26 protein-coding genes are annotated in these 25868 nt (G+C 72.0%); 12 read left to right on the forward strand and 14 right to left on the reverse strand.

The features are described from left to right. The first annotated feature begins 310 nt into the window (after positions 1-310). The 4 genes from ACIP6U_RS41210 (at position 311) to ACIP6U_RS41225 (ending at position 6152) form a co-directional block, all read left to right on the forward strand. A complete protein-coding gene (locus ACIP6U_RS41210; protein WP_401727895.1) occupies positions 311-1837 on the forward strand; it encodes a S8 family serine peptidase in 1527 nt (508 codons plus the stop codon). Between the two features lie 157 nt (positions 1838-1994). After that, a complete protein-coding gene (locus tag ACIP6U_RS41215; protein WP_401727896.1) occupies positions 1995-3527 on the forward strand; it encodes a S8 family peptidase in 1533 nt (510 codons plus the stop codon). Between the two features lie 51 nt (positions 3528-3578). Continuing rightward, positions 3579-5006 (forward strand): CoA transferase, encoded by a 1428-nt coding sequence (locus ACIP6U_RS41220; RefSeq protein WP_401727897.1) that lies wholly within the window; start codon positions 3579-3581, stop codon positions 5004-5006. Positions 5007-5141: 135 nt separating this feature from the next. Continuing rightward, positions 5142-6152: a CopD family protein gene (locus ACIP6U_RS41225; protein WP_401727898.1), complete on the forward strand. Its 1011-nt coding sequence runs from the start codon at positions 5142-5144 to the stop codon at positions 6150-6152. A 67-nt stretch (positions 6153-6219) separates the two neighbouring features. Here the strand turns inward: ACIP6U_RS41225 and ACIP6U_RS41230 are convergent, their stop codons facing one another. The 6 genes from ACIP6U_RS41230 to ACIP6U_RS41255 all read right to left on the reverse strand — a co-directional run bounded on the left by ACIP6U_RS41230 (position 6220) and on the right by ACIP6U_RS41255 (position 12499). After that, on the reverse strand, positions 6220-7266 hold the full coding sequence (locus ACIP6U_RS41230; RefSeq protein ID WP_401727899.1) for a zinc-dependent alcohol dehydrogenase family protein: 1047 nt from the start codon (positions 7264-7266) through the stop codon (positions 6220-6222). A gap of 140 nt (positions 7267-7406) precedes the next feature. Next, on the reverse strand, positions 7407-8057 hold the full coding sequence (locus ACIP6U_RS41235) for a VIT family protein (protein ID WP_401728090.1): 651 nt from the start codon (positions 8055-8057) through the stop codon (positions 7407-7409). Between the two features lie 213 nt (positions 8058-8270). Continuing rightward, on the reverse strand, positions 8271-9527 hold the full coding sequence (locus ACIP6U_RS41240; RefSeq protein WP_401727900.1) for an amidohydrolase family protein: 1257 nt from the start codon (positions 9525-9527) through the stop codon (positions 8271-8273). Beyond that, the gene (locus ACIP6U_RS41245) at positions 9524-10807 is read right to left on the reverse strand and encodes an amidohydrolase family protein (protein WP_401727901.1); all 1284 of its coding nucleotides are present in this window, start codon (positions 10805-10807) and stop codon (positions 9524-9526) included. Before ACIP6U_RS41245 ends, ACIP6U_RS41240 begins: the two co-directional genes overlap by 4 nt. 10 nt (positions 10808-10817) lie before the next feature. Continuing rightward, positions 10818-11702, reverse strand: a complete 885-nt coding sequence (locus ACIP6U_RS41250; RefSeq protein ID WP_401727902.1) for an SDR family NAD(P)-dependent oxidoreductase — start codon at positions 11700-11702, stop codon at positions 10818-10820. Then, on the reverse strand, positions 11702-12499 hold the full coding sequence (locus ACIP6U_RS41255) for an acetoacetate decarboxylase family protein (protein WP_401727903.1): 798 nt from the start codon (positions 12497-12499) through the stop codon (positions 11702-11704). The genes ACIP6U_RS41250 and ACIP6U_RS41255 overlap by 1 nt, the downstream gene beginning before the upstream one ends. A 194-nt stretch (positions 12500-12693) precedes the next feature. Here ACIP6U_RS41255 and ACIP6U_RS41260 point away from each other — a divergent pair, with 194 nt between their 5' ends. The 5 genes from ACIP6U_RS41260 to ACIP6U_RS41280 all read left to right on the forward strand — a co-directional run bounded on the left by ACIP6U_RS41260 (position 12694) and on the right by ACIP6U_RS41280 (position 17480). Further along, positions 12694-13689, forward strand: coding sequence for a DEDDh family exonuclease (locus tag ACIP6U_RS41260; RefSeq protein WP_401727904.1), 996 nt, complete (start codon positions 12694-12696; stop codon positions 13687-13689). An 80-nt stretch (positions 13690-13769) separates the two neighbouring features. Next, on the forward strand, positions 13770-14003 hold the full coding sequence (locus ACIP6U_RS41265) for a hypothetical protein (protein ID WP_324973319.1): 234 nt from the start codon (positions 13770-13772) through the stop codon (positions 14001-14003). A 48-nt stretch (positions 14004-14051) separates the two neighbouring features. Then, positions 14052-14843 carry an SURF1 family protein gene (locus ACIP6U_RS41270; protein WP_401727905.1) on the forward strand — a complete coding sequence of 264 codons (792 nt, stop codon included), beginning with the start codon at positions 14052-14054 and terminating at the stop codon, positions 14841-14843. 88 nt (positions 14844-14931) lie between these two features. After that, positions 14932-16719 (forward strand): glycoside hydrolase family 15 protein, encoded by a 1788-nt coding sequence (locus ACIP6U_RS41275; protein WP_401727906.1) that lies wholly within the window; start codon positions 14932-14934, stop codon positions 16717-16719. A gap of 5 nt (positions 16720-16724) precedes the next feature. Further along, the gene (locus tag ACIP6U_RS41280) at positions 16725-17480 is read left to right on the forward strand and encodes an SDR family oxidoreductase (RefSeq protein ID WP_401727907.1); all 756 of its coding nucleotides are present in this window, start codon (positions 16725-16727) and stop codon (positions 17478-17480) included. A gap of 367 nt (positions 17481-17847) precedes the next feature. On the opposite strand, the gene amaP is transcribed toward ACIP6U_RS41280, so the two are convergent. The 5 genes from amaP to ACIP6U_RS41305 are packed head-to-tail and all read right to left on the reverse strand — an operon-like array spanning position 17848 to position 20203. Further along, complete coding sequence (gene amaP, locus ACIP6U_RS41285; protein ID WP_401728092.1) at positions 17848-18426, reverse strand: alkaline shock response membrane anchor protein AmaP; 579 nt, start codon at positions 18424-18426, stop codon at positions 17848-17850. A gap of 5 nt (positions 18427-18431) precedes the next feature. Next, a complete protein-coding gene (locus ACIP6U_RS41290; RefSeq protein ID WP_401727908.1) occupies positions 18432-19136 on the reverse strand; it encodes a DUF6286 domain-containing protein in 705 nt (234 codons plus the stop codon). Continuing rightward, a complete protein-coding gene (locus tag ACIP6U_RS41295) occupies positions 19133-19504 on the reverse strand; it encodes an Asp23/Gls24 family envelope stress response protein (RefSeq protein ID WP_124002413.1) in 372 nt (123 codons plus the stop codon). Before ACIP6U_RS41295 ends, ACIP6U_RS41290 begins: the two co-directional genes overlap by 4 nt. Positions 19505-19509: 5 nt before the next feature. Then, positions 19510-19695 carry a hypothetical protein gene (locus ACIP6U_RS41300; RefSeq protein ID WP_124002412.1) on the reverse strand — a complete coding sequence of 62 codons (186 nt, stop codon included), beginning with the start codon at positions 19693-19695 and terminating at the stop codon, positions 19510-19512. Between the two features lie 28 nt (positions 19696-19723). Beyond that, entirely contained in the window at positions 19724-20203 is a 480-nt protein-coding gene (locus ACIP6U_RS41305; protein WP_124002411.1) for an Asp23/Gls24 family envelope stress response protein, read from the reverse strand. Between the two features lie 87 nt (positions 20204-20290). On the opposite strand from ACIP6U_RS41305, the gene ACIP6U_RS41310 reads away from it, so the two are divergent. Beyond that, positions 20291-20998 carry a nucleopolyhedrovirus P10 family protein gene (locus ACIP6U_RS41310; protein WP_401727909.1) on the forward strand — a complete coding sequence of 236 codons (708 nt, stop codon included), beginning with the start codon at positions 20291-20293 and terminating at the stop codon, positions 20996-20998. 13 nt (positions 20999-21011) lie between these two features. On the opposite strand, the gene ACIP6U_RS41315 is transcribed toward ACIP6U_RS41310, so the two are convergent. From ACIP6U_RS41315 to ACIP6U_RS41325, 3 genes are all read right to left on the reverse strand, one after another. Beyond that, positions 21012-21815 (reverse strand): enoyl-CoA hydratase/isomerase family protein, encoded by an 804-nt coding sequence (locus ACIP6U_RS41315; protein WP_401727910.1) that lies wholly within the window; start codon positions 21813-21815, stop codon positions 21012-21014. A gap of 121 nt (positions 21816-21936) precedes the next feature. After that, positions 21937-22158, reverse strand: a complete 222-nt coding sequence (locus ACIP6U_RS41320; RefSeq protein WP_018533414.1) for a helix-turn-helix domain-containing protein — start codon at positions 22156-22158, stop codon at positions 21937-21939. A gap of 362 nt (positions 22159-22520) precedes the next feature. Next, on the reverse strand, positions 22521-24119 hold the full coding sequence (locus ACIP6U_RS41325) for an ABC-F family ATP-binding cassette domain-containing protein (RefSeq protein WP_401727911.1): 1599 nt from the start codon (positions 24117-24119) through the stop codon (positions 22521-22523). Positions 24120-24464: 345 nt separating this feature from the next. Between ACIP6U_RS41325 and ACIP6U_RS41330 the strand changes: the two genes are divergently transcribed. Next, complete coding sequence (locus tag ACIP6U_RS41330) at positions 24465-25355, forward strand: neutral zinc metallopeptidase (RefSeq protein ID WP_401727912.1); 891 nt, start codon at positions 24465-24467, stop codon at positions 25353-25355. A gap of 97 nt (positions 25356-25452) precedes the next feature. Continuing rightward, on the forward strand, positions 25453-25866 hold the full coding sequence (locus ACIP6U_RS41335) for a VOC family protein (protein ID WP_401727913.1): 414 nt from the start codon (positions 25453-25455) through the stop codon (positions 25864-25866). Positions 25867-25868: the final 2 nt, after the last annotated feature.

Raw genomic sequence — 25868 nt, forward strand, 5'->3', positions numbered from 1 at the left:
GTTGCGGGTGCTGTTGCGACGGTTGACGGGCTCTGCTCGGGGGGCGGGGACGGGTTGGGTACGGCGGACATGGCTGCTCGGTTCCTCATCGATGTGGGGGGCTCGATCGTGCTCGTGCTCCCTGTCCAAGGTCACGGCGCCACGCGAGGGCGGGTTCAACTCCCCTGCCCTCTTTCCGAAGTCGGCTCCGGTAGGTCATTGCTGGCCAGCGACTTCGGGAGATAGCTTCGGGCTGCACCACCCGTCATGTACCTGCCCGAGCAGCACCTGTGCCTCGGGCGGATTCTTATCCGGATGATGTGGAGACCCCATGGCTCATCTGCGTTCCAGACGTCGGCTCGCCCTCGCCGTGCCGGTAGCGCTGTCGCTGACCGCCTCGCTCGGCTTCCTGCCGGCGGCTGCGCAGGCCGCCCCCTACACGGAGCCCACGGCCCAGGCGGCCAGTGCGGACAGCTTCGCGTATCTCGTCAACACCAGGACGGACCGTCACACGATCAAGTCGGTCGAGAAGGCGATCGCCAAGGCCGGCGGCAGCGTTGTCGTGACGTACGACAAGATCGGTGTGATCGTCGCGCACTCCGCCAACCCCGACTTCGCCACCCTGATACGCAAGGTGCGCGGAGTGCAGTCGGCGGGCGCCTCGCGCACCTCGCCGGTGACCGCGGCGGGCACGACCGACGAGGGTGCGGTGCAGTACCTCTCAAAGGCCCAGGCGGCGAAGGCCGCCAAGGGTTCGGCGGCCGGGGAGGAGCCGCTCGAGGCCGACCAGTGGGACCTCGAAGCGATCGGCGCCGACAAGGCCGCGAAGATCAACCCGGGCAGCAAGAAGGTGACGGTCGCCGTCATCGACACCGGCGTCGACGACACCCACCCCGACATCGCGCCGAACTTCTCCGCCTCGCAGTCCGCGAACTGCGTGAGCGGCAAGCCGGACACGACGTACGGCGCCTGGCGGCCGGTGGACGCCGACCACTACCACGGCACGCACGTGGCCGGCGAGATCGCCGCGGCCCGCAACGGCATCGGTGTCGCGGGCGTGGCGCCCGGCGTGAAGGTCGCGAGCATCACAGTGGCCCAGCCGGACGTGAACTCGCTGTTCTTCCCGGAGAGCGTCGTGTGCGCCTTCGTGTTCGCCGCCGACCACGGCGTCGAGGTCACGAACAACAGCTACTACGTTGATCCCTGGCTGTACAACTGCATGGACGACCCCGATCAACGTGCCATCGTTGATTCGGTCAACAGGGCCCAGCTGTACGCACAGCACAAGGGCACGCTCAATGTCGCCTCGGCGGGCAACTCCAACGACGACCTCGACTCGGACGCCCTGGTCGACGACTCCAGCCCCGACGACTCGACCCCCGTCACCCGTACGGTCGATCCGCACGAGTGCTTCGACGTGCCGACCCAGCTGCCGGGCGTCGTGACGGTCAGCGCGACGGGCGTCAAGGGCACCAAGTCGTACTACTCCAGCTACGGCAAGGGCGTGGTCGACGTCGCGGCGCCGGGCGGCGACAAGTTCCAGATCCCGGACACGCCGTCGGCCAACGGCCGCATCCTCTCCACCCTGCCGAACAACCAGTACGGCTTCCTTCAGGGCACCTCGATGGCCTCGCCGCACGTGGCCGCCGTCGCCGCGCTCCTGAAGTCGACCCACCCGCACGCCTCCCCGGCCCAGCTGCAGGCGCTCCTCAAGGCGCAGGCGAACAACCCGGGCTGCCCGACCGAGCCCTACGACGGCGACGGCGACGGCATCGTGGACGCCACCTGCGTCGGCGGCAAGCGCGTCAACGGGTTCTTCGGCGCCGGCATCGTCAACGCGCTGCGCGCGGTCAAGTAGTGACGGTCGAGCACTGACAGTCGAGTAGTGGCGGTGCCGCGATCACGGTGAAGTGGTGCTCGTGATCGCGGCCCGCCCGCCCGGAGGACAGGACACCGTGCCTCCCGGCTCCCCGCACAGTCCGCGCGAACCGCGAACGAACTGGAGAACCTGACACATGACAGCGCCTCACCCGCGCTTCCGTCGCGCCCTCGCGATCCCGCTCGGGATGGCCATGGCGACGGGCCTCGCGTTCCTGCCGAACGTCACCGCCAGCGCCGCGACGGCCGCCACGGACACCCCGTCGGCCACCGTCGCGGCCGACGCGACCGCACTCAGCTACGTCGTCAACATCCGTCCCGGACACGGCCCTTCGGCCCACCTGAGGAAGGCGATCGCCGCGGCCGGCGGCACGATCGTGACGTCGTACGACCGGATCGGCGTGATCGTCGTCCACTCCTCGAACGCCGACTTCGCGAAGACCATCCGCGAGGTGCGCGGGGTCCAGTCGGCCGGCAACACCCGCAACGCGCCGCTGCCCGCCCAGTCGACGAACGACGAGGGCACGCCCAAGGCGCTCACCGCCGACGAGCTGGCGAGTGTCCAGGCCGTCGACGGGCAGGACCCGCTGGAGCCCCTGCAGTGGGACCTGCCGGCCATCAAGGCCGACAAGGCGCACGAGAAGACGCTGGGCAGCAAGAAGGTCACCGTCGCCGTGATCGACACCGGCGTCGACGACACCCACCCCGACATCGCGCCGAACTTCGACCGCCAGGCCTCGGTCAACTGTGTGACGGGCAAGCCGGACACGGCCGACGGCGCCTGGCGGCCGACCGCCGCGGAGAGCCCGCACGGCACGCACGTGGCGGGCGAGATCGCCGCCGCGAAGAACGGCGTCGGCATGACGGGCGTCGCGCCCGGCGTGAAGGTCGCCGGCATCAAGGTGTCCACGACCGCCGGCTACTTCTACACGGAGGCCGTGGTCTGCGGCTTCGTGTGGGCGGCCGAGCACGGCGTCGACGTCACGAACAACAGCTATTACACCGACCCGTGGTACTTCAACTGCACCGACGACCCGGACCAGAAGGCGCTCGTCGACGCCATCACCCGGGCCTCGCGGTACGCGGAGAAGAAGGGCACGGTCAACGTCGCCGCGGCCGGCAACGAGAACTACGACCTCGCCGCCGACGAGATCACCGACCCGGTCTCCCCGAACGACGGCACGCCCTCGGACCGGGTGATCGACCCGTCCGAGTGCTTCGACATACCGACGCAGCTGCCGGGTGTCGTGACGGTCGCGGCCACGGGCGCGAAGGGCCTCAAGTCGTCCTTCTCCAACTACGGCCGCGGTGTCATCGACGTCGCCGCACCCGGCGGCGACGCGACCGCCTACCAGCCCCCGGCCCCGCCGGCCACCAGCGGCTCGATCCTGGGCACGCTGCCCGGCGGCAGGTGGGGCTACATGTCCGGTACGTCGATGGCGTCACCGCACGTGGCCGCGGTGGCCGCATTGATCAAGTCAACCCATCCGCACGCCTCCGCCGCCCTGGTCAAGGCCCTCCTGTACGCCGAGGCCGACGCCACGGCGTGCACGGACCCGTACGACATCAACGGCGACGGCAAGGTCGACGCGGTGTGCGAGGGGTCGAAGAACCGCAACGGTTTCTACGGCTGGGGCACTGTGGACGCACTGGACGCGGTCACGAGGTAATTGAGGTAGCACGCATCCATATTGATTCAGTCAATACTGCATAGTGCAGTCATGACTGGATTGACGTTCGCATGGTCCGCGCTGGGCGGCGATCCCGCCCTGCTCCCGCGGGTGACGACCGTGACGCGGGAGGGCGCTCTCCAAGGGCGCCTTCCCGTACGGGAGTTGGCGCGGGCCTGCGTCGGAGCGTGCGCGCTGGCCGCGGCCGAGCTGACGGCACGGCGGACCGGGACGACGGACGTACCCGAGGTGCCCGAGGTACGCGTGGACGACGGGGCCGTCGCGACGGCGTTCGTCAGTGAACGGCATCTCCTCGTCGACGGCCGCGCACCGCAGACCTTCGCACCGCTGTCCCGCTTCTGGCGGACCTCGGACGGCTGGGTCCGCACGCACGCCAACTACCCGCACCACCAGGCCCGGCTGCTGGCCGCGCTGGGCGTGCCGGAGGATGTCGACGCCGTGGCGGCGGCGCTCGCCGAACGCTCCTCGGCCGAGGTCGAGGAGACCGTGTACGCGGCGGGCGGCCTGGCCGTCGCCCTGCGCACGGCGAAGGAGTGGGCCGCGCACAAGCAGGCGGTCGCGGTGGCCGCGCGCCCGCTGGTCGAGCGCGAGCGACTCGACACCGCCCACGCGCGCGTGCTCGACCCGATCACAGGAACCGCTCCGGTCGCGGGCGCTCCCCTGCTGCCCGCCGCAGGACTGCGTGTCCTCGACCTGACCCGGGTCATCGCCGGCCCCGTGGCCACCCGCACGCTCGCCCTGCTCGGCGCCGACGTGCTGCGCGTGGACGCCCCGCAGCTGCCCGAACTCCCCGACCAGCACACCGACACAGGCTTCGGGAAGCGGTCGGCCCGGCTGGACCTGGCCACCGACCGGCGCACCTTCGAGGAGCTGCTCGCGGCGGCGGACGTGGTGGTCACCGGGTACCGGCCGGGCGCCCTCGACCGGTTCGGACTGTCTCCCGAGGCGCTCGCCGAGCGGCGGCCCGGGGTGGTCGTGGCGCAGTTGTCGGCGTGGGGCGCGTACGGGCCCTGGCGCGGGCGGCGGGGCTTCGACAGCCTCGTGCAGGTGGCCACGGGGATCGCCGCGCTGGAGGGTTCGACGGAGCGGCCGGGCGCGCTGCCCGCGCAGGCGTTGGACCACGGGACGGGCTATCTGCTGGCGGCGGCCGTGCTGCGGGCGCTGACCGAGCAGTCGTACGAGGGCGGCAGCCGGTGCGTGCGGCTGTCGCTCGCGCGAACGGCCGAGTGGCTCGTGAACGGCGTCGGGGCGGATGACGCGGGTGACGCACAGGGTGCCAGGGGCGTCCGCACGAGGGATGGCCTCCCGTACGACGATCCGGGACCCTGGCTCGCCGAGACCGACAGCGCGCTCGGGCGGCTGCGGTACGCGCGGTCGCCGGTGTCCTTCGCGGGCGGGCCGACCGACTGGGCCCGGCCGCCGGCGCCCTGGGGGACGGATCCCGCGCGCTGGGTGTGAGGCACGGGCGGCTCTTGGACGACCGGAGGCCATGAGTCCCGGGGCGACCGAAAACGTACCCATCGGGCGAAAGCCGTACCGCCAGTTGTTTTACTGCAGTTGCCCGGTTCTGCGACGGCTGGTGAAGATCTTGAGGTGACCTTGATACGACCTACGTCCGAGGTGGCCGACGCGAGCGGGCCGGTACGGCGTCCCGGTGCCGGCCGGGCCGTCGCCGTGCTCGTCCTCGTGACGCTCGCCGCGCTCATACCGCTGCTCGGCCCGTCCGCCGCGCTGCACGGCACCGGCGAGGCCCGCGCGCCCGGCACCGAAGGCATCGGGCTGCTGCGGGCGGTGCTGTTCGCCGCGCTGTGCGTGCAGGTGGGCGAGGTGTTCGTGAACCGACTGGCCCGGCGGCTGCCCGGCGCCCCCGCCGACGCGCCCCGCAGCTGGGCGCCGTACGCGGCCGGCGCCGGTTTCGTCGCCGCGCTGGGTCTGGCCTCGGTCGTGGCCACGGGCAACCTGGTGCCGCACGGCCTCGCCGAGATCGACGTCGGCGGCCTCTACGACTCACGCGACGGCAAGCTCGCCCTGGTCGAGGTCAACGCCTTCCTGGTGGCCGCCCTGTGCGCCCGTTCGCTCCGTCCGGCGACCCAGCTGTGGCCGCTGGCCGCGGTGGTCGTGGCGGAGGCCCTGCGCGCCCACCCCACGACCGAGCACAACCCCTTGCTCGGGTCGGGACTGACACTGGTGCATCTCACGTGCGCGACGCTGTGGGTGGGCGGCCTGCTGCACGCGCTGCGGACGCTGCGGCGATGGGGACCCGGTGCACCGGGCGCGGCCCTGCTGGGGCTCTACGCGCGGGTGGCGGCCGTGCTGCTCGCCGCCATCACGGCGACCGGGGTGTGGAGTTCGCTGCGGCGCATGCCCTCGCACACGATCCTGGATCAGCTGACGACGACGGCGTACGGGCGCACCCTGCTCGCCAAGGTGATCCTCGTGGCCGCCGTCGCCGTGCTCGCCCTGTGGGCGCGGTACCGGCTGCGCCGCGCCGCCGATCCGCTGACCGCGTGTTCGCCCGCGCGGGCGGAGGTCGTCGCCCTGGGGGTGGTGGTCGCCCTGTCGGGGCTGCTCACGGCGCTGCCGTTGCCGATCCGCTGGTCGTGACGATGTTGATGGGTTGACAGGGCCGATCAAGGTGACAGGGCCGATCAACTGTTGACGGCAAGGACCTTCAGTCGTTGACGACGAGCACCTTCAGCGCCGTCCGCTCGTCCATCGCCTTGTAGCCGTCGGGAACGCCCTCGATCCCGACCGTCAGGTCGAAGACGGGCGAGGCGTCGACCGTGCCGTCCAGGACGTCGGGCAGCAGCTCGGGGATGTACGCGCGGACCGGCGCGACACCGCCGCGCAGCGCGATGTTCCGGTCGAACATGACGCCGAGGTCGAGACCGGTGCCGCTGCCGTGCGGCACACCGACGTAGCCGATCGCACCGCCGTCCCGCGTGATGCCGACCGCCGTACGCATGGACTGCTCCGTGCCGACGGCCTCGATGACCGCGTGCGCGCCCTGTCCGCGCGTGAGCCGGCGTACGGCCTCGACGGCCGCCTCACCGCGCTCCGCGACGACGTCGGTGGCGCCGAAGCCGCGCGCGATGTCGGTGCGGACCTCGTGCCGGCCGAGCGCGATGATCCGCTCCGCGCCGAGCCGCTTGGCGGCGAGCACCGCGCACAGGCCGACGGCTCCGTCGCCGACGACGGCGACGGTGGCTCCCGGGCGGACGCCCGCGCCGAGCGCCGCGTGGTGGCCGGTGCCCAGGACGTCGGAGAGGGTCAGCAGGGCGGACAGCAGGTGGTCGTCGGAGGCGGCCTCCTTGGGCAGTTGGACCAGGGTGCCGTCGGCGAAGGGCACGCGCACGGCCTCGCCCTGGCCGCCGTCGTGGCCGACCGCGCCCCAGAAGCCGCCGTGCTCGCAGGAGGTGGTCAGACCCTCGCGGCAGTAGTCGCAGACGCCGTCGGACCACATGAAGGGCGCGACGACGAGGTCACCGACCCGGACGGTGCCCACCTCGGAGCCGGTCGCCTCGACCACGCCGAGGAACTCGTGCCCGATCCGCTGCCCCGGCTGCCGGACCGACTCGCCGCGGTAGGCCCACAGGTCGCTGCCGCAGATACAGGCGCGCAGCACCCGCACCACGGCGTCCGTGGGCAGCTGCACGATCGGCTCGGGCACGTCCTCCACGCGCATGTCGAACGGGGCGTGGATGGTGGTGGCGCGCATGGCGAGGGTCCCTCTCGTGCGGGTGTGCGGTGCGTGCGCCCGGGGGGTGGTCGGGCGCACTTCACGGTACGCCGACCGGGCGGCACGTCGCGCATCGAGGGCCCCCGACCAGCGGTTACCCCTCGTGGCCGCGCCGGTGGTCAGACTCCCGCCGCCCCGAGCAGCGTCCCGACCGCGTAGGTGACGCCCATCGCCAGCGCCCCGCCCAGGACGTTGCGCAGCACGGCCCGGCCGGGGTCGGCGCCGCCCGTGCGCGCGCTGCTCCAGCCGGTGAGGACGAGGGCCGCCAGGACGGACACCACGGTGACCGGGAGCCGCCACCCCGCCGGCGGGAGCACGATCGCGAGGAGCGGCAGCAGCGCCCCCACGGTGAACGCCAGGAAGCTCGCCCACGCCGCGTGCCAGGGGTTGGTCAGCTCGTCGGGGTCGATGCCGAGCTCCACGCGTGCGTGCGCGTTGAGCGCGTCGCGTTCCGTGAGCTGGACGGCGGCCTCACGGGCCACCTCCCGGGTCAGGCCGCGGCCCTCCAGCAGTTCCGTCAGCTCCTCCAGCTCGGCCTCCGGCTGCTCGCGCAGTTCGCGTTTCTCGTAGGCCAGGGCGGCCATCTCCGAGTCGCGCTGGGTGGAGACGGACACGTACTCGCCCGCGGCCATCGACATCGACCCGGCGAGCAGGCCCGCGAGCCCTGCCGTGAGCAGCGTGGAGCGGTCGTCGGTGGCGCCGGCCACGCCGACGACGAGACCCGCGGTGGACACGATGCCGTCGTTGGCCCCGAGGACCGCGGCCCGCAGCCAGTTGAGCCGCGAGCCGAGCGCACCGCCGTGCGCCTCGTCGTGCGTCTCGCCCTGCGTTTCCCCGTCTGCCCCGTCGTGCGCCTCGCTGTGCGCCTCGCCGTGCGCCTCGTCCCGCGCTTCCCGGTCCGCCTCGTCCTGCCCTTGGCCGTCCGTGCCGTTCGTCGGTTCCGTCACACGGGGAGGATGCCACTCTGGATCACGCCGTACGCGTCACCACACCCGCACCGACGCTCCCTTGGCGAACACCGGGCTCGTCGCGTCCGCGGGCGGTTCGGCGAGCGGCTGCGCGAGTTCCTCGACCGTCGGTCCCACCTTCGCCGCGATCGGATCCAGTCGGTCGAGGTCGAAGCCGTACACGCGGGCCGCGTTGCCGCCCACCATCGCGGCGACCTCCTCACGGGGCACGCGCGCGTAGGCGCAGCGCAGGCCTTCGCGGGAGTACGGGTAGGTGCCCTCGTCGTGCGGGTAGTCGCTGCCCCACATGATCTTCTCGACGCCGATCCGGTCCCGGAGCGGCACCTCGTGGGGCCGCATGAAACTGGCGCCGACGAAGCAGTTGTCGCGCCACACCTCGGAGGGCGCCTTGCCCATGCGGGCGGCGAGTCCGGCACCGAACTTGGACTCCGCGGTGGCCGCCCTCGTCGCGGCCGTGACCAGCCGCCCGTGGTAGTAGTCCAGCATGTCGAGGACTCCGGGGATCCAACCGGAGCCCTGCTCGGTGAGGACCAGCCTGAGGTCCGGGTGGCGGCGGAAGGCACCGCCGAAGACCAGGTGCCACAGCGCGCGATGCGAGAACCACGTCGTCTCCACCATGAAGACCGCGCGGGCCGCCGGCTCGTCGCCCAGCGGCGGGGAGGCCGAGCCCGCGTGGTGGTTGACGGGGACGCCGAGTTCGGCGCAGACGGCCCAGATCGGGTCGTACGCCGAGGAGTACAGCTCGGGCAGGCCGGAGCCCGGTGGGGTGCCCGGGAGCAACAGGCCGCCCTTGAGGCCCGCTTCGACCGCCCACCGGATCTCGCGCACCGCCTCCTCCGGGTCGTTGAGGAGCACCTGGAAGACGCCCGCCCGGCGGCCCGGTGCCGCCGCGCAGAAGTCGGCCAGCCAGCGGTTGTGGGCGCGCAGTCCGGCCCAGCGCCGGTCGAGGTCCTCGGCGGTCGGCGCGGGCGCCATCAGGGAGCCGGACGGGAAGAACGGCGGGATGGTGTTCGGGAAGACGACCTCGGCGACGATGCCGTCCTCCTCCAACTCCGCTGTCCGGCGTGCGGAGTTCCAGTTCTTGTCGGCCGTGTCGGCGAGCAGGTCCTCGTACGGGTTGACGTAGGTGGCCGCCCAGGCGTCGAACTCGTCGTGGAAGCGCTGCTCCAAGTAGGGCCGGTAGTCGAGGAGATCGGCGCCCGCGTGGCAGTCCGCCGAGATGACCGTGTACCGGTCCTCGCTCGTCGAGCCCGGGGAGCCCGTGGAGGTCACGGCGTCACCCCCAGCACCGGGAAGTCGTGGTCGGTCAGCCAGTGTCGGCCCACCTCGCGCGAGCGCGCCCAGGAGGCCGCCACGGCCGTCTGGTCGGCGGGCTGGCCGAGGTCGGCCGGCGTGGGGCCGATGCGGTGGGCCAGCGGGGTCAACCTGGCCACGTCGAAGCCGAAGACGTCGGCCGCGGCCAGGCCCAGCATGCGGCGGGTCTCGTCGACCGGGATGTCGTGGAAGGTGCGCGTCAGCCACGCGCGCGTGTCGGGCCAGGTGCCCTCGGGGTGCGGGAAGTCGCTGCCCCAGAGGATGTTGTCGACGCCGATCTCGTAGCGCTGGGCCAGTTCACGGCGCTTGGTGTTGGTGGCGCAGATGAAGACCTGCCGGTCGAGGTACTCGTGCGGCGGCCGTTTCAGCTCCCCGAAGGGCGACAGCTTCTTGCCGCCGTGCGCGCCCAGGTAGAGGCGGTCCATGAACCAGAGGAGGTTGGGCAGCCACCAGCAACCCGACTCCGCCACACCGAACCTGAGGCCCGGGTGGCGTTCGAAGACGCCCGACCAGAGCAGGAACCACAGCGGCCTGGCGGGCCACCAGGTGACCTCGGAGACGTAGATCCCGAGGTGGTCGCCGTACTCGTGCCGCGGGGCCGCCCCGGAGTGCGTCAGGACCGGCATCGCGCACTCGGCGGCGGCCGCCCACACCGGGTCGTAACGGCGGTCGTGGTAGGGCTCCTTGTCGACCCACATGGACGGGATCATCAGGGCGCCGAGGCCGGACTCCTTGGCGCGGTGGATCTCCGCGACGACCTTCTCCGTGGGAGCCGTCACCGGCAACAGGGCGACGCCGCAGTGCCGTTCGGGGTTCTGCGACACGAAGTCGGCGAGCCAGCGGTTGTGCGCCTGGGCGCCCGCCATCCCCAACTCGGGGTCGTGGTCGCCGGAGAGGCCGAGACCGACCCCGAAGGGCGCGGCCGTCCGGCTGTCCACGGCGTCGGCGTCCGGGAAGACGACCTCGGCGGCCACCCCGTCCCCGTCCAGTTCCTTGAGCCGCTGCGCGCTGTCCCAACCCCCGCGCAGGCCCTCCTCGTTGTCCTGAAACCACTTCGTCGCGAAGGCCTCGTTGCGGATGCCGAGCCGGGTCATCTCCTCCCGGCGCCGCTCGCGCCCGGCGAGGAAGCCGTCGAAGTCCCGGTGGAAGCGGGCGTCCAGATAGGGCCGGTACTCCTCGGTGGGCAGTCCGGCGTGGCAGTCGGAGGAGATGATCAGGTACGGGTCCTGGTCGGTCACAACAGCCCCCTCAGTCCAGGATGAAGCTTTCGAGGTACGACGGGTTGACCCGGTCGAGCATCGACTGAGCCCGCGCCCGGATCTGGGCGTCACTGCGCTCACTCACAGGAAGCAGCCAGAACCGGTCCGCGCGGATGCCGTCGACGACCAGCTCGGCGACCTCCTCGACGGGCGTGAAGGCGACCTCCTTGCCCGCCGCCTTCATCGCGGTCTCCCACTGGTCGAGGCTGCGGTAAGGCGTCCGACGAGGCCGCTCCTTGGCGTACCGGGCGGGCCGGTTGCGGTGCGACTCCCACAGGCCGGTGCGCAGCATGTGCGGTCCCGGGAAGAGGACGGAGGCGCCCACGCGCGCGTGCTCCGCCCTGAGATGGGCGTACAGGGACTCGGTCAGCGTCACGACGGCCGCCTTGGTGACGGCGTACACGGAGGCGGTGGGCAGGGGGGCGATGCCACCGTCGCCAGAGGACGTGTTGACGACATGACCGGGTTGACCCGACTTGATCATCCTGGGCACGAACGCCTGGACGCCGTGGAAGACGCCCCACACATTGACGGCGAAGGCCCACTGCCAGTCGTTCGGTTCGTGCTCCCACATCCGGCCCTCGGCCCCCGAGCCGACCCCGGCGTTGTTGCACAGCACATGGACGGCGCCGTACGTCTCGAACGCCGACTCGGCCAGATCCAGCACCTGTTGGCGCTCGCCGACGTCCACCACGCGTGCGTGCACCTCGGCGCCCTCGTCCCGCAGCAGCGCCGCCGCCTTGTCGAGGGCGCCCTGTTCGACGTCGGCGAGGACCACCTTGAGCCCCTCGGCGGCGAACCGTCGCGCCATCGCCAGTCCGATCCCGCTCGCCGCCCCGGTGACGACGGCGACCTGTCCGGCCCGCAGCTCCATCAGACGCTCCCCTCGGGCGGGCCGTCCAGGATCTGCCGGGGGTCGTCGTAGCGCTGGTGGATGTACGGCAACAGGGCCTGCGCGTCGACCCGTTCGACGACCTTTCCGCGCTGGTCGCTGGTCTTCTCGCCGAGGGTGATCTCGACGAGCCGGCGCACGGGCAGGTCGGCCACCGGGTCGTACATCGACTCGCGCAGGACGACGTCCCCGGTGATCCGCTCCAGCTTGCGCACCTTCTCGTGGCGCACGCAGTGCACGAGCACCGGCTCGGTGTCGAAGCCCGAACCGTCCACCGCCGGAAGGAACTTGAAGTAGAAGTCGGTCTTCCGGCTGGGCTCGGGCAGGGGCAGTCGCTCGGTGACCGCGCCGCGCACCTCCACGAAGGCGATGCCGTGCCGGGCCAGCGAGGCGCGCACCATGAGGCCCTCGCGGTCGACGACGACCTCGCCGAGCTTCTTGGGTTCGCCGAAGACCTCACGGCCGCCGGTGAGGGCCCGCTCGTGGGTCATCGGCATGACGAGCGGGTACCAGCCCTCGACGCCGTCGTGGGCCGCCGCGACCGCGAACGAGCCCGCGCCCAGCGGGTATCCGGGCAGCTGGACCTTGCTGATGTTCACCCGGACCAGGGGCCGCCCGGTGGGTTTCAGCGGCGGTGGCAGCACCGCGGCGACCGCGTCCGGGTCGCTCTCCCAGAGAGCCACCACTCCGGTGGACCAGATGTCGGGGAGCTTCGCGCTCGCCGTGCGCGCGGCGGCGATCTCCGCCTCGGTCCGTGCGCCGTACCGTACGCGTGCCATCCGCCGTACCGCCCTTCCGTCGACCGTCACACGCCGGGCGGGCAGCACGCTTGCACCGGGCGGCGAAAAGGTCCATAGCCGTGTGCGCAGACGTTCGGGACGCCGGCCGTGCTCGAACACGTGGGCCCGGCACGGGAGCTGACGGACAGGGGGCCGGACGGGAGTGTCAGTCGCGGCCCGTATCCTCAGGGACCATGCTCGATGACCAGACGACCGCAGTGTCCTCTCCCACTTCGTGGCCGTCCTCGTATCCCCAGGGGTACGCGGTGGTCGACGTGGAGACCACGGGCCTCGCCCGGGACGACCGGATAATCTCGGCGGCCGTCTACCGGCTGGACGCGCGCGGCGAAGTCGAGGACCACTGGTACACGCTGGTCAATCCGGAGCGCGACCCGGGCCCGGTGTGGATCCACGGTCTGACGAGTGACGTACTGGAGGGCGCGCCCCTCTTCGAGGACATCGCCGAGGAGTTCTCGACCCGCCTGGAGGGCCGGGTGCTCGTCGCGCACAACGCGGTCTTCGACTGGCAGATGATCGCCCGGGAGTACGCGCGTGCCCGGCGCGAGGCGCCGGTGCGGCAGCGGCTGTGCACGATCGTGCTCTCCAAGGAGCTGCGGCTGCCGCTGCCCAACCACAAGCTGGCGACGCTGGCCGAGCACTTCGGCGTCGTGCAGCGGCGGGCGCACCACGCGCTGGACGACGCGCGCGTGCTGGCGGAGGCGTTCCGGCCGAGTCTGCTGGCCGCGGCGGCGGAGGGCGTACGGCTGCCGTTGCACGAGTGCCGTCCGCTGACCGAGTGGACGGACCGGCCCGCGGCGGTGATCGGGCAGCAGTCGGGCGGCGGCGGGTACGGCAGCTATCGGCCGACCAGTTGGCGCCCCGCGCGCAGGCGGCCCGCGTGCCCGTATCCCAACCCCGGTCGCTACGAGGACGGCAAGCCGCTCAAGCAGGGCATGCGGGTGGCGTTCTCCGGGGACACGTCGGTCGAGCGCGACCTGTTGGAGGACCGCGCGGTCGAGGCGGGGCTGCACGTCGCCACGAGCCTGTCCCGGCTGACCAGCCTGCTCGTCACGAACGACCCGGACTCGGGCACCTCGAAGGTGGTCAAGGCCCGGCAGTTCGGCACCCCGGTCGTCGACGAGGCGGCGTTCGGGCAGCTGCTGCGGGACGTCGAGGACGCCGACGGGTGAGCCGTACGGACGGGTGATTGCCGTGCGACGCGCCCGGCGCCCGCTCGCCCGTGGGGCGGTGACGGCTCACCCTGTGGCGCATGGCGAGATGTGAAGTGTGCGGCAATGACTACGGCATGTCCTTCGAGGTGCACGCGCAGGGCGCGATCCACGTCTTCGACTGCTTCTCCTGTGCGATCCATCGCATGGCGCCGATCTGCGAGCACTGTCGGGTGCAGATCATCGGGCAGGGCGTCGAGGTCGAGGGGCACTGGTACTGCGGCGGCCACTGCGCCCGCGCCGAGGGGAGGGCCGGCATCGTCGACAAGGTCTGACCACACCCCTGCGAAAGCACCCCGCGGCCCGAGTTGTACGGTCGTGGGGTGTACCGCTTCCTGATGACCCGGCAGTGGGTGATCCTCACCCTGATCGCCCTGCTCCTGATCCCCACGATGATCAGGCTGGGCATCTGGCAGATGCACCGCTACGAGATGCGCACCGCCCGCAACGACCTCGTCTCGCACGCCCTGCACGCCGAACCGGTCCCGGTGGAGAGGGTGACCACCGCCGGCCACGCGGTGACCCGCGACGAGAAGTACCGCACCGTCACCGCGACCGGCACCTTCGACACCGCGGACGAGGTCGTCGTGCGGCGGCGCACCAACTCCGACGACGAGGTCGGCTTCCACGTCCTGACCCCGTTCGTCCTCACCGACGGCAAGGTGCTGCTGGTCAACCGCGGCTGGATCCCGGCGACCGCGAGCCAGACCGCCTACCCCAAGGTGCCATCGCCGCCCAAGGGCCAGGTCACCGTCAAGGGGCGGCTGATGGCCGACGAGACGACCGCGGCCAGTGGCATCAAGGACCTCAAGGGTCTGCCGGACCGGCAGATCATGCTGATCAACAGCGAGGAACAGGCCCGGCGGCTCGGCAAGGTGGTGCTCGGCGGCTACATCCAGCAGACCGGGCCCGCGCCGAAGGGCGGCAGCCCGGAGCAGATCTCCGACCCGGGCAGCGAGGACGCCCCGCTGAACTACGCGTACATGATCCAGTGGTGGCTGTTCGCCGCGGCCGTCCCGGTGGGCTGGTGGTTCCTGGTCCGCCGCGAGGTCCGTGACCGTGCGGAGGCGGCGGCCAAGGAGAGCGTGCCGGAGGCGGAGCCCGCAGCGGTGTAGCCGCCTGCTGTGGTGCAGCCGCGGGATGTGTCACTCCCCCGGCCCTCCACCTTGATTGCCGCACCCTCCGGCCGGGAACCCGCACCCCGTGCACCCCCGTATCGAGGATTACGCGCTCATCGGCGACGAGCAGACCGCCGCCCTCATCGGCAGGGACGGCTCGGTCGACTGGCTGTGTCTGCCCCGCTTCGACTCGGCCGCCTGTTTCGCCAGACTGCTCGGCGACGAGGACAACGGGCACTGGCGCGTCGCCCCCAAGGACGCCGACGGCCCCTGCGCCCGGCGCGCCTACCGTCCCGGCACGCTCGTCCTGGACACCGAGTGGGAGACCGCCGAGGGGACGGTCCGCGTCACCGACCTGATGCCGCAGCGCGACCGCGCCCCCGACCTCGTACGCATCGTCGAGGGCGTCAACGGACGTGTGACCATGCGCAGCACCCTGCGGCTGCGCTTCGACTACGGCTCGGTCATGCCGTGGGTGCGCAAGGTGCACGGCCATCGGGTGGCCGTCGCGGGGCCGGACTCGGCGTGGCTGCGCAGCGAACCGCCGGTGCGGACCTGGGGCGAGGACTTCAGCACGGTGTCGGAGTTCACCGTCGAGGAGGGTGAGAAGGTGGCGTTCGTCCTCACCTGGCACCCCTCGCACGAGCGCCGCCCGGACCTTGTCGACCCGTACGAGGCGCTGCGCGTCAGCGTCGAGGACTGGCAGGCCTGGGCCGACCGCTGCCGCTACGACGGCCCCCACCGGGACGTCGTACTGCGCTCCCTGATCACCCTCAAGGCCCTGACGTACCGGCCGACCGGCGGCATCGTCGCCGCCCCGACCACCTCCCTGCCCGAGGAGCTGGGCGGGGTCCGCAACTGGGACTACCGGTTCTGCTGGCTGCGTGACTCCACGCTCACCCTGGGCGCGCTGCTGTCGGCCGGCTACCAGGAGGAGGCCGAGGCCTGGCGGAAGTGGCTGCTGCGGGCGGTCGCGGGCGACCCGGCGGACCTTCAGATCATGTACGGCCTGGCGGGCGAGCGCCGGCTGCCCGAGTTCGAACTGCCGTGGCTGTCCGGGTTCGGCGCCTCGGCACCCGTACGCATCGGCAACGGGGCGGTCGACCAGCTCCAGTTGGACGTGTACGGCGAGGTGATGGACTCGCTGTGGCTGGCCCGGCACGCGGGCCTGAACACGAAGCCGCACATGTGGGCGCTCCAGCGCACCCTGATGGAGTTCCTGGAGACCGCGTGGCGCCAGCCCGACGAGGGGCTGTGGGAGGTGCGCGGCGGGCGGCGCCACTTCGTGCACTCCAAGGTGATGGTGTGGGTGGCCGCCGACCGCGCCGTGCGCACGCTGGAGGAGAACCCGGACCTCCCCGGCGACCTGGACGGCTGGCGCGCGATGCGGGACGAGGTCCACCGCGAGGTGTGCGAGAAGGGCTACGACCCGGCGCGGAACACGTTCACGCAGTCCTACGGCTCGGTCGAACTCGACGCCTCGCTGCTACTCATTCCCCGCGTCGGCTTCCTGCCGCCCGACGACCCGCGCGTGATCGGCACCGTGGACGCGGTCCGCGCGGAGCTGGGCCACGACGGCTTCATGCGCCGTTACAGCGCCGAGGAGTCCCCGGTCGACGGCCTGCCGGGCGGCGAGGGCACCTTCCTGGTCTGCTCGTTCTGGCTCGCGGACGCGCTGCATCTGACGGGCCGTACGAAGGAGGCGCGCGAGCTGTTCGAACGGCTGGTGGGGCTCGCCAACGACGTGGGGCTGCTGGCCGAGGAGTACGACCCCGCCTCCGGCCGCCTGCTCGGCAACTTCCCGCAGGCCTTCAGTCACATCGGTCTGGTGAGCACCGCCCTCGCTCTGTTCGGGGCGGAGGGGGCAGGATAGGGGTCATGGATCTTGGACTGAAGGACCGGGTGTACGTCGTCACCGGGGCCACCCGCGGCCTCGGCAACGCGACCGCGCGCGAGCTCGTCGCGGACGGCGCGAAGGTGGTCGTCACCGGGCGGGACGAGAAGCGGGCCGCCGACGCGGCGGCCGAACTGGGGCCCGATGCGGCCGGGGTGGGCGTCGACAACTCGGAGCCGGACGCGGCCGAACGCCTGATCGCGTTCGCGCGGGAGCGGTTCGGACGCTTCGACGGAATCCTCATCAGCGTGGGCGGACCGCCGGCCGGCTTCGTCGCCGACACCACGGACGAGCAGTGGCAGTCGGCGTTCGAGTCGGTGTTCCTGGGCGCGGTCCGGCTGGCCCGGGCCGCCGCCGCGGAGCTGCCGGAGGGCGGTGTCATCGGGTTCGTGCTGTCCACGTCGGTGCACGAGCCGATTCCGGGACTGACGATCTCCAACGCGCTGCGGCCGGGCCTCGCCGGTTTCGCGAAGTCGCTCGCGGACGAGCTGGGGCCGCGGGGCATCCGGGTCGTGGGGCTGCTGCCGGCCCGTATCGACACGGACCGCGTGCGCGAGCTGGACGGCCTGTCGGCGGACCCGGTGGCGACCAGGGCCGCCAACGAGTCGCGGATTCCGCTGCGCCGGTACGGACGCCCCGAGGAGTTCGGGCGGGCCGCCGCGTTCTTCCTGTCGCCGGCCGCTTCCTATCTGACCGGCGTCATGCTGCCGGTGGACGGGGGCATGCGGCACGGCTTCTGAACACCGCACGCCCGCCCTGCGAGTCCGCGTGAGGCCGGTGCGGAGGCGTGGGTCGGTGCACGGTGGCCAAGGGCGTGGGCAGCGCCCGCCGCGCCACGCCGCCGGTGGACCGGGTCACGCCCCGCGGCACGGCTTCTGAACACCGCACGCCCGCCCCGCGAGTCCGCGTGAGGCCGGTGCGGGGGCGTGGGTCGGTGCACGATCGCCAAGAGCGTGGGCAGCGCCCGCCGTCGGTGGACGGGGGCTGCGGCACGGCTTTCGAGTGCCGCACACCCCGCGAGCCCGCGTGAAGGCGGTGCGGGGCGCGGCTCGGTGGCGTAGGCGGTGCCCGGTCGTCGGTGGCGTGGCCGGCCGGCCCCCGGCTGCCTCAACTGACCCGTTCCGCCCGGTGCTTGACCGCGCTGAGGCGGACCTCGGCCGGCAGTTTCGCCAGTCCCGCCGAGGTGCGGGCGTGGGTCAGGGCCTCGTCCGTGAGGTGGTGCAGGGCGGTCGCCGGGTCCACGTGCGGCTCCAGGAGGAGCTGTACGCGGGCCTGGGGCGCCGTCCGGGTGCCCGTGAGGTGGACATGGGCGTGGGCCACGCCGTCCGGGGCGCCCGCGTCGCCCGCGAGCACGCCCTCCAGGGCCCGGCCGCGCAGCAGCGCGCCCTCGCCGTCGCCGGTGTCGACGAGGACCTCGGCGAGCCGGTGGCGGCGCAGGTTGGCGGTGATCCACCACAGGGCCAGCAGCACGAGGACGGCGAGCACGGCGATGACGGTCGGCCACCACCAGCCGGAGTCCCGCCAGCGGATGCGGTCGGCGTCGCTGAGCAGCACGTCGTGCCGGCCGTCGTGGATCCACCAGGACGGCGGCCGCACGCCCAGTCCGACGGCGAGCACGGAGCCGCCGAGGACGACCAGGACGAGACCGACCAGGCCGACGAGTACGCGGTTGACGATCCTGAGCATCGCGGTCATCCCTTCTTCCCGGGGCGCCGGACATGGACCGACAGGAGCGGCGGGCGGGCCAGCCCCAGACCCTTGACCGCCTCGTCGAGGGCGGTGTCCAGGTCGTCCTGCACCTCGTCCAGTTCACGGAAGTGGGAGACGGCGTGGACGTCCGCGCGGGTACGGCGCACACGCACGCGTGCCGACTGGACGCCGGAGACCTCCATGGCGCGATCGCGCAGCACCAGGGCGGCGGCGTTGCGGTGCAGGCCGGCGCTCACGTCGGTGTGCACGCGCCGCATAGGCAGCACCGCGCGCAGGCCGGGCGTGCAGGCGAGGACGATCAGCCAGAGGCCGAGGGCCGCGGCGACGCCGGCGCCGACGAGCACCGCGGTGTCGTCCAGCGGCCGTTCGGCGAGCTGGCGGGCGAGTTCGCGGCGCCAGTGCATGGCGGGCCGGTCCGCGCGCACGGCCGCGACGTCGTAGAGGAAGAGGCCGGTCACGGCGAGGAGGAGCAGGGCGACAAGCGTCGCGGGAACGCGCCGCGCCGACCAGAAGCGGCCCTGTCCGCCGCCCTTGACGTCGACCTCCTTGCCCGTGTCCTCGCCCTCGGGCAGGGGTGGTGGCCAGTGCTCGGCCGCCGAACCGTCGCCCTCGGTACCGGGTGCCTTCTCGATCACCGGCAGCCGCTGTGTGGTTCCTTCGCCCTCGGAGCCCTGAGGCTCGCTCATCGCGTCCTCCCCTGTCCCACGCCGTGGGGTGTCGGATGCAGCCGTTCCACGTGCACGGCGACCTCGGGCACCTCCATGTCCACCAACGCGACTACCCGCTCGACCACGTTGTGACGCACATCCGCGCACCGGGTCCCGATGTCGCTCGGATAGTCGAGTTCGACGTGCACGCGTACGTGGGCGACGTTCTGGCGGACCACGACGGTGGCGTGCGGGGACACGGCGTCGGGCGGCAGCGGGCCGAGGGCCTCGCGGGCCGCCTGGGCGGCGATCTTCGAGACCACCCGGTCGGCGATCCGGGTCGCCCCACGCTCACCGGGCGGGACGGCCGCCCGTCCGCTGCCGACGGACTCGGTCCCCGCGCCCATGGACGTCACCGCCGCCGGTCGTCACGCGTGCGGAAGAAGTCCCCGATCTCCAGGTCCCCCTCCAGGAACCGGCCGACGACGAAACCGATCGCGCCCAAGGCGGCCACCAGGAGGAAGGCCCCGAAACCGCCGAAGTACCCGGCGAATCCCAGTGCCATCCCGGCGATCATGCCCACCACGGCCATGCTCATGGTGTTCTCCTCCGCTCATTCGCCCCCGTCACTGGATCCGGGGCTCCGGCTCGTCGTCCTCTTCGTCCGGCAGCTTCACGTCGCTCACGGCGATGTTGACCTCGACGACCTCTAGACCGGTCATCCGCTCCACCGCGGCGACCACGTTCTCCCGCACGGCCCGCGCGACGTCCGCGATCGACACGCCGTACTCGACGACGATCTCCAGGTCGAGCGCGGTCTGCACCTCGCCGACCTCGGCCTTCACCCCGCGGCTCACCGATTTGGAACCACCGGGCACCCGGTCGCGCACCGCCCCGAAGGTCCGGCTGAGCCCGCTGCCCATCGCGTGGACGCCCAGGACGTCCCGCGCGGCGAGCCCGGCGATCTTCTCCACCACGCCGTCGGCGATCGTCGTCCGCCCGCGCGAGCCCGGATCCCCGCCACCACGCTTGGTGGGCTTACGGGTCTGCACCTGGCCCGAGTTCTCCCCGGCCTGCACCCGGGCCTGCTCCGTCATGTCGGTCATGGCCGTACGTCCCTTCCGGTCATCGTCCTTGAACCACCGTATGTGGGGTTGCCCCACCGCGCCCCGGGGATGCGGCAGGCTGGGGCAATGACGGCGGATCAGTGGGCGCACGCGGTACGGCATCGGCTCGGGCTCGGCAGACTGCTGCCCCTCGGCGGCCCGCGCGACGGCGCGTGGATCACGGAGGAGGCGGCCGGGTCGGTGCTGCGACACGCGGCCGGCGGTCTGCGCGGGGTACGCCTTGAGGGGCTGCGGATCGCGCTCGCCGATCCGGACCAGGCGTACGACAGTGCCGTACCGGCGCCGCCGAGCGCGCTGCCGCCCGGTCCGCTGCGGGTGACGGCGGAGTTCGCGGCCACGGCGGCCGAGGCGCTGCCGACGGCGGCGGACCGCCTGCGGGAGGCGCTGACGACCGCGGCGACGCAGCGGCTCGGTCTGACGGTCGCGGAGGTGGATCTGCGGGTCACGGCCCTGCTGGACGAGGATCCGGAGCCCGCGCCGGCGCCGGAACCGTCCGTACCGGCGGCACCTGAACCCTCGGGCGGCGACGAGGAACGGGTGGCCGCGGCCGCCTTGGCCGTCGCGGGCGTGGTCCGGCTGACGCGGGGCCTGGGCCGGGCGGTGCACATCGAGGAGCGGCCGGGAGAAGGAGCGCTGGCGCACCGCCACGTGCGCGTGGAGATCGCCGTGCGCACGGACCACCGGGCGCTGGAGGTGGCCCTGGAGGTCCGTGCGGTGGTGTCCGGGGCGCTGCCCGGTCACCCGACGGTGGCGGTACTGGTGACGGCGGCCTGAGCCCCGTCCGCGGCTACTCGCCGAGGCCTGCGAGATCCCGCAGCCGGCGTGCCTGTGCGGCCCGCTCGGCGGCGCGCTGGTCGTCGTAGGACCGGCCGTGCGCGCCGCGCAGCAGCGCCTTGGTCTCGATGACGGCGTCCCGGGGTGCGGCCAGGAGAGCGGACGCCAGGTCCTTGACGGCGGCGTCGAGCTGGTCGCCGGGCACGGCGAGGTTGGCGAGCCCGATAGTGACGGACTCCTCGGCCAGTACGGCCCGTCCGGTCGCGCAGATCTCCAGCGCGCGGGCGTAGCCGACCAGGCTGAGCAGCGGGTACGTGCCGGTCAGGTCCGGCACCAGGCCGAGGCTGGTCTCGCGCATGGCGAACTGCACGTCGTCGGCGACGACGCGCAGGTCACAGGCGAGGGCGAGCTGGAAGCCCGCGCCGATGGCATGTCCCTGCACGGCGGCGATGGACACGATGTCGCTCCGCCGCCACCAGGTGAAGCCTTCCTGGAACTCGGCGATGCTCGCGTCGAGTTCGCCGTCGGCACTGCGCGCGAGGTCGACGAACGTCGGCTCGCCCTCGATGCCTTCGGGCGTGAACATCTGCCGGTCGAGTCCGGCGGAGAAGGAACGGCCCTCGGCACGCAGCACCACGACCCGGACCGACCCCGGCAGCTGCCGTCCGGCTTCGGCGAACGCGCGCCACATGGCGGGGCTCTGCGCGTTGCGCTTGGCCGGGTTGGTCAGCGTCACCGTGGCGATCGCGTCGTCGACGGTGAGCCGTACGCCGTCCTTGTCGAGTACAGGACCGAGGTCCTGGGCGGGCGAAGCCATGCGAGCCTCCGATGAGTGCGGTCAACAGAGCAAACTACTAGCTAAGTGACTGCACAGTAACCACCCGGTCGGTCAGCCGACCGACCGGGTGGTCACCATCGAAGCGATGGACCGCCCGGAGTCAGGACGCGGCGGCTTTTTTGCCTCGTGTCGCTCCGCCACGCCCACGAAGCGTGACGCCCGACTCACTGAGCATCCGGTGCACGAAGCCATACGAGCGGCCGGTCTCTTCGGCCAGCGCCCGAATGCTCGCACCGGAGTCGTACTTCTTCTTCAGGTCTGCCGCGAGCTTGTCGCGCGCGGCGCCGGTTACCCGGCTGCCCTTCTTCAGAGTCTCGGCCACCCGTGCCTCCTCATGGGAAGTGCGCTCTGGTCTCCTCATGATCACCCCTCCAGGGCTTCATGGCCACCCATTCGGCAAGGTCCGTGAGACAGGGTTTTGACGACAGGAGTACGTCCACACAAGAGGAATCTGTGATTCCACACAGAGGCGTTCGTTCCGCCGAACGGGTTGTTTCGCGAAGTGCCAGGTCAGGGACGTGCGACGGCCGAGCCCTTGTCGATAAAGGACTCGGCCGCAAAATCGATGTAGGACACACTTCGGTACGAGGAGATCTCACACAGATGGTGGATCACCGATCGGCCGAATGATCCATACGCAGTGGATCACACCTCCGGGAAGCCGGTTCGACCAAGCCGCTGCGATCAGGCCAGGGCGACCAGGTCCGCGTAATCGGCACCCCAGAGGTCCTCGACGCCGTCCGGCAGCAGGATGATCCGCTCCGGCTGCAGGGCCTCGACCGCGCCCTCGTCGTGGGTGACGAGGACGACGGCGCCCTTGTAGGTGCGCAGCGCGCCCAGGATCTCCTCGCGGGAGGCGGGGTCGAGGTTGTTCGTCGGCTCGTCGAGGAGCAGGACGTTCGCGGACGACACCACCAGGGTGGCGAGCGCGAGCCGGGTCTTCTCGCCGCCGGACAGGACGCCGGCGGGCTTGTCGACGTCGTCGCCGGAGAACAGGAACGAGCCGAGCGTCTTGCGGACCTCGACCAGGTCCAGGTCGGGGGCGGCGGAGCGCATGTTCTCCAGGACCGTGCGCTCGGGGTCGAGGGTCTCGTGCTCCTGCGCGTAGTAGCCGAGCTTGAGGCCGTGGCCCTCGATGACCTCGCCGGTGTCGGGCTTCTCGGCGCCGCCGAGGAGCTTCAGGAGGGTCGTCTTGCCGGCGCCGTTCAGACCGAGGATGACGACGCGCGAGCCCTTGTCGATGGCCAGGTCGACGTCGGTGAAGATCTCCAGGGAGCCGTACGACTTCGACAGACCCTCCGCCATGAGCGGGGTCTTGCCGCAGGGCGAGGGCTCCGGGAAGCGCAGCTTGGCGACCTTGTCGGAGACGCGCACCGCGTCCAGACCGGCGAGCAGCCGGTCGGCGCGCTTGGCCATGTTCTGCGCGGCGACCGTCTTGGTGGCCTTGGCGCGCATCTTGTCGGCCTGCGAGTGCAGGGCGGCGGCCTTCTTCTCGGCGTTCTGCCGCTCGCGCTTGCGGCGCTTCTCGTCGGCCTCGCGCTGCTGCTGGTAGAGCTTCCAGCCCATGTTGTAGTAGTCGATCTGGGAGCGGTTGGCGTCCAGATAGAACACCTTGTTGACGACGGTCTCGACGAGGTCGGTGTCGTGGGAGATCACGATGAAGCCGCCGCGGTACGTCTTCAGGTAGTCGCGCAGCCAGACGATCGAGTCGGCGTCGAGGTGGTTCGTCGGCTCGTCCAGGAGCAGCGTGTCCGCGTCGGAGAACAGGATGCGGGCCAGCTCGATACGGCGGCGCTGACCGCCGGAGAGCGTATGGAGCGGCTGGCCGAGGACCCGGTCGGGCAGGTTCAGCGCGGCGGCGATGGTGGCGGCCTCGGCCTCGGCGGAGTAGCCGCCCTTGGTGAGGAACTCCGTCTCCTGGCGCTCGTACTGGCGCAGGGCCTTCTCGCGGGTGGCGCCGCTGCCGTTGGCGATGCGCTGTTCGTTCTCCCGCATCTTGCGGATCAGGGTGTCCAGGCCGCGGGCGGAGAGGATGCGGTCGCGGGCGAGCACGTCGAGGTCGCCGGTGCGGGGGTCCTGGGGGAGGTAGCCGACCTCGCCGGAGCGGGTGACGGTGCCCCCGGCCGGGGTGCCCTCGCCTGCCAGGACCTTGGTCAGCGTGGTCTTGCCGGCGCCGTTGCGCCCGACCAGACCGATGCGGTCGCCCTTGGCGATACGGAAGGTGGCGGACTCGATGAGGACGCGGGCACCGGCTCGCAGCTCGATACCGGAGGCGGAGATCACGGACAGACTCCAGGGCGGGAAGAGGTTGACGGTGGACGGCTGAGGACGTTCCCGCCGTCTAATGCGCGAGGAGAATGGCCATGAGACAAGTCTAACGGGGCCGTGCAAGCGCTTTTTCTGCGTGCGGGTGTTCGGGCGGCTTCCGCGGTGGCTCGTCGGCATCCGCGCAGGGTGTCGGCGACGAGCGGCACGCACGCGTGACGTACGGCACGCATCAGGCGTGCCGTCGGGACGCGTCCAGGGGGCCGGACGCGTCCCCCGTTCGGCCGCGGGCCCGGCGCCGGGGCCGCGGGGGCGGGCGAGGATGGCGGCAGGGGGACGACGCAGGCAGAGGGTGGTGCCCCCGTGCAGTTCGACGACGACGCCCAGCTGGACACCTCCGAGGTGCAGGACGTGCGCGGCAGCCGGATCCCGGGCGGCCGGGCGACCGTGGGCGGCGGGCTCGCCGGTCTGATCGCGCTGCTCCTCGGGCTCTTCCTCGGGGTAGGCCCCGACAACCTCGGGCTCTCCTCCGGCTCCGACCAGCCCGCGGCGACCGCCTCCTCGCTCGCGCAGGTCCAGCAGACCTGCCGTACCGGGCAGGACGCGAACACCAAGGACGACTGTCGGACGGTGGCGGTGGTCAACAGCGCGCAGGACTTCTGGGACCAGGAGTTCACGCGGCGCAGCGCCCGGTACACGCGGTCCCCCACGGTCTTCTTCAGCCGGCAGGTCGGAACCGCGTGCGGGACGGCGACCAGCGCGGTCGGGCCGTTCTACTGCCCCGGCGACCGGAAGGTCTATCTGGACCTGGGGTTCTTCGACGAACTGCGGTCGAAGTTCGGCGCGAGCGGCGGGGCGTTCGCGCAGGCGTACGTGGTCGCGCACGAGTACGGGCACCACGTCCAGGACCTGATGGGCACGCTGAGCCGGTCGCAGGACGGGCGGACGGGCGCCGACAGCAACGCGGTACGGGTGGAGCTGCAGGCCGACTGCTACGCCGGGGTGTGGGCGCGCCACGCGACCACGACCAACGACGAGTCGACCGGGCGGCCGCTGATCACCAGCCTCACCGACGCCGACATCCGGGACGGGCTGGACGCGGCGGCGGCCGTCGGCGACGACCGGATCCAGGAGCGGTTCCAGGGCCGGGTGACGCCGGAGACGTGGACGCACGGGTCGGCGAAGCAGCGGCAGCAGTGGTTCGACCAGGGGTACCGGAGCGGGGACATGGCACGGTGCAACACGTTCCGCTGAGCCGGCGTTCTCCCAAGTCGGGGGTCGTTGTCAGTGGTCGCTGCGAGACTCGGTCGTGGCAGGTGCTTCCGGTGCCGGCCACGAAGGGGTGATCGGCATGGCAGGGACGAGCGGCGGACGTCCGAGCATGTACCCGACGCTGTTGTACGTCGACGCGAAGGCGGCGATCAAGCAGCTCACGCAGGCCCTCGGCTTCACCGAGCTGTCGGTGTACGAGGGCGAGGACGGCACGGTGCTGCACGCCGAACTGGTGCAGGGCAACGGCGTGGTGATGGTCAGTTCCAAGGGCCGCGGTGGTGTCTTCGACGCGGCGATGAAGGACGCGGGCCCGTGCGGGGTGTACGTCGTCGTGGACGACGTCGACGTACACCACCAGCGGGCCGTGGACCACGGCGTGGAGATCCTGATGCCCCCGACGGACCAGGACTACGGCTCCCGGGACTACATGGCCCGTGACGCCGAGGGCAACATCTGGAGCTTCGGCACGTACGCCCCGGAGATACCGGCCTGAGC

This window comes from Streptomyces sp. NPDC088794 (assembly GCF_044750545.1).
In the GTDB taxonomy this organism is placed as follows: Bacteria; Actinomycetota; Actinomycetes; order Streptomycetales; family Streptomycetaceae; genus Streptomyces.

Excerpts from the sequence above, each read along its gene's own strand:
- ACIP6U_RS41210 (WP_401727895.1), top strand. The coding sequence starts at position 311 with ATGGCTCATCTGCGTTCCAGACGTCGGCTCGCCCTCGCCGTGCCGGTA.
- ACIP6U_RS41215 (WP_401727896.1), top strand. The coding sequence starts at position 1,995 with ATGACAGCGCCTCACCCGCGCTTCCGTCGCGCCCTCGCGATCCCGCTC.
- ACIP6U_RS41220 (WP_401727897.1), top strand. The coding sequence starts at position 3,579 with ATGACTGGATTGACGTTCGCATGGTCCGCGCTGGGCGGCGATCCCGCC.
- ACIP6U_RS41230 (WP_401727899.1), bottom strand. The coding sequence starts at position 7,266 with ATGCGCGCCACCACCATCCACGCCCCGTTCGACATGCGCGTGGAGGAC.
- ACIP6U_RS41250 (WP_401727902.1), bottom strand. The coding sequence starts at position 11,702 with ATGGAGCTGCGGGCCGGACAGGTCGCCGTCGTCACCGGGGCGGCGAGC.
- ACIP6U_RS41255 (WP_401727903.1), bottom strand. The coding sequence starts at position 12,499 with ATGGCACGCGTACGGTACGGCGCACGGACCGAGGCGGAGATCGCCGCC.
- ACIP6U_RS41260 (WP_401727904.1), top strand. The coding sequence starts at position 12,694 with ATGCTCGATGACCAGACGACCGCAGTGTCCTCTCCCACTTCGTGGCCG.
- ACIP6U_RS41265 (WP_324973319.1), top strand. The coding sequence starts at position 13,770 with ATGGCGAGATGTGAAGTGTGCGGCAATGACTACGGCATGTCCTTCGAG.
- ACIP6U_RS41280 (WP_401727907.1), top strand. The coding sequence starts at position 16,725 with ATGGATCTTGGACTGAAGGACCGGGTGTACGTCGTCACCGGGGCCACC.
- amaP (WP_401728092.1), bottom strand. The coding sequence starts at position 18,426 with ATGCTCAGGATCGTCAACCGCGTACTCGTCGGCCTGGTCGGTCTCGTC.
- ACIP6U_RS41290 (WP_401727908.1), bottom strand. The coding sequence starts at position 19,136 with ATGAGCGAGCCTCAGGGCTCCGAGGGCGAAGGAACCACACAGCGGCTG.
- ACIP6U_RS41295 (WP_124002413.1), bottom strand. The coding sequence starts at position 19,504 with ATGGGCGCGGGGACCGAGTCCGTCGGCAGCGGACGGGCGGCCGTCCCG.
- ACIP6U_RS41300 (WP_124002412.1), bottom strand. The coding sequence starts at position 19,695 with ATGAGCATGGCCGTGGTGGGCATGATCGCCGGGATGGCACTGGGATTC.
- ACIP6U_RS41305 (WP_124002411.1), bottom strand. The coding sequence starts at position 20,203 with ATGACCGACATGACGGAGCAGGCCCGGGTGCAGGCCGGGGAGAACTCG.
- ACIP6U_RS41310 (WP_401727909.1), top strand. The coding sequence starts at position 20,291 with ATGACGGCGGATCAGTGGGCGCACGCGGTACGGCATCGGCTCGGGCTC.
- ACIP6U_RS41315 (WP_401727910.1), bottom strand. The coding sequence starts at position 21,815 with ATGGCTTCGCCCGCCCAGGACCTCGGTCCTGTACTCGACAAGGACGGC.
- ACIP6U_RS41335 (WP_401727913.1), top strand. The coding sequence starts at position 25,453 with ATGGCAGGGACGAGCGGCGGACGTCCGAGCATGTACCCGACGCTGTTG.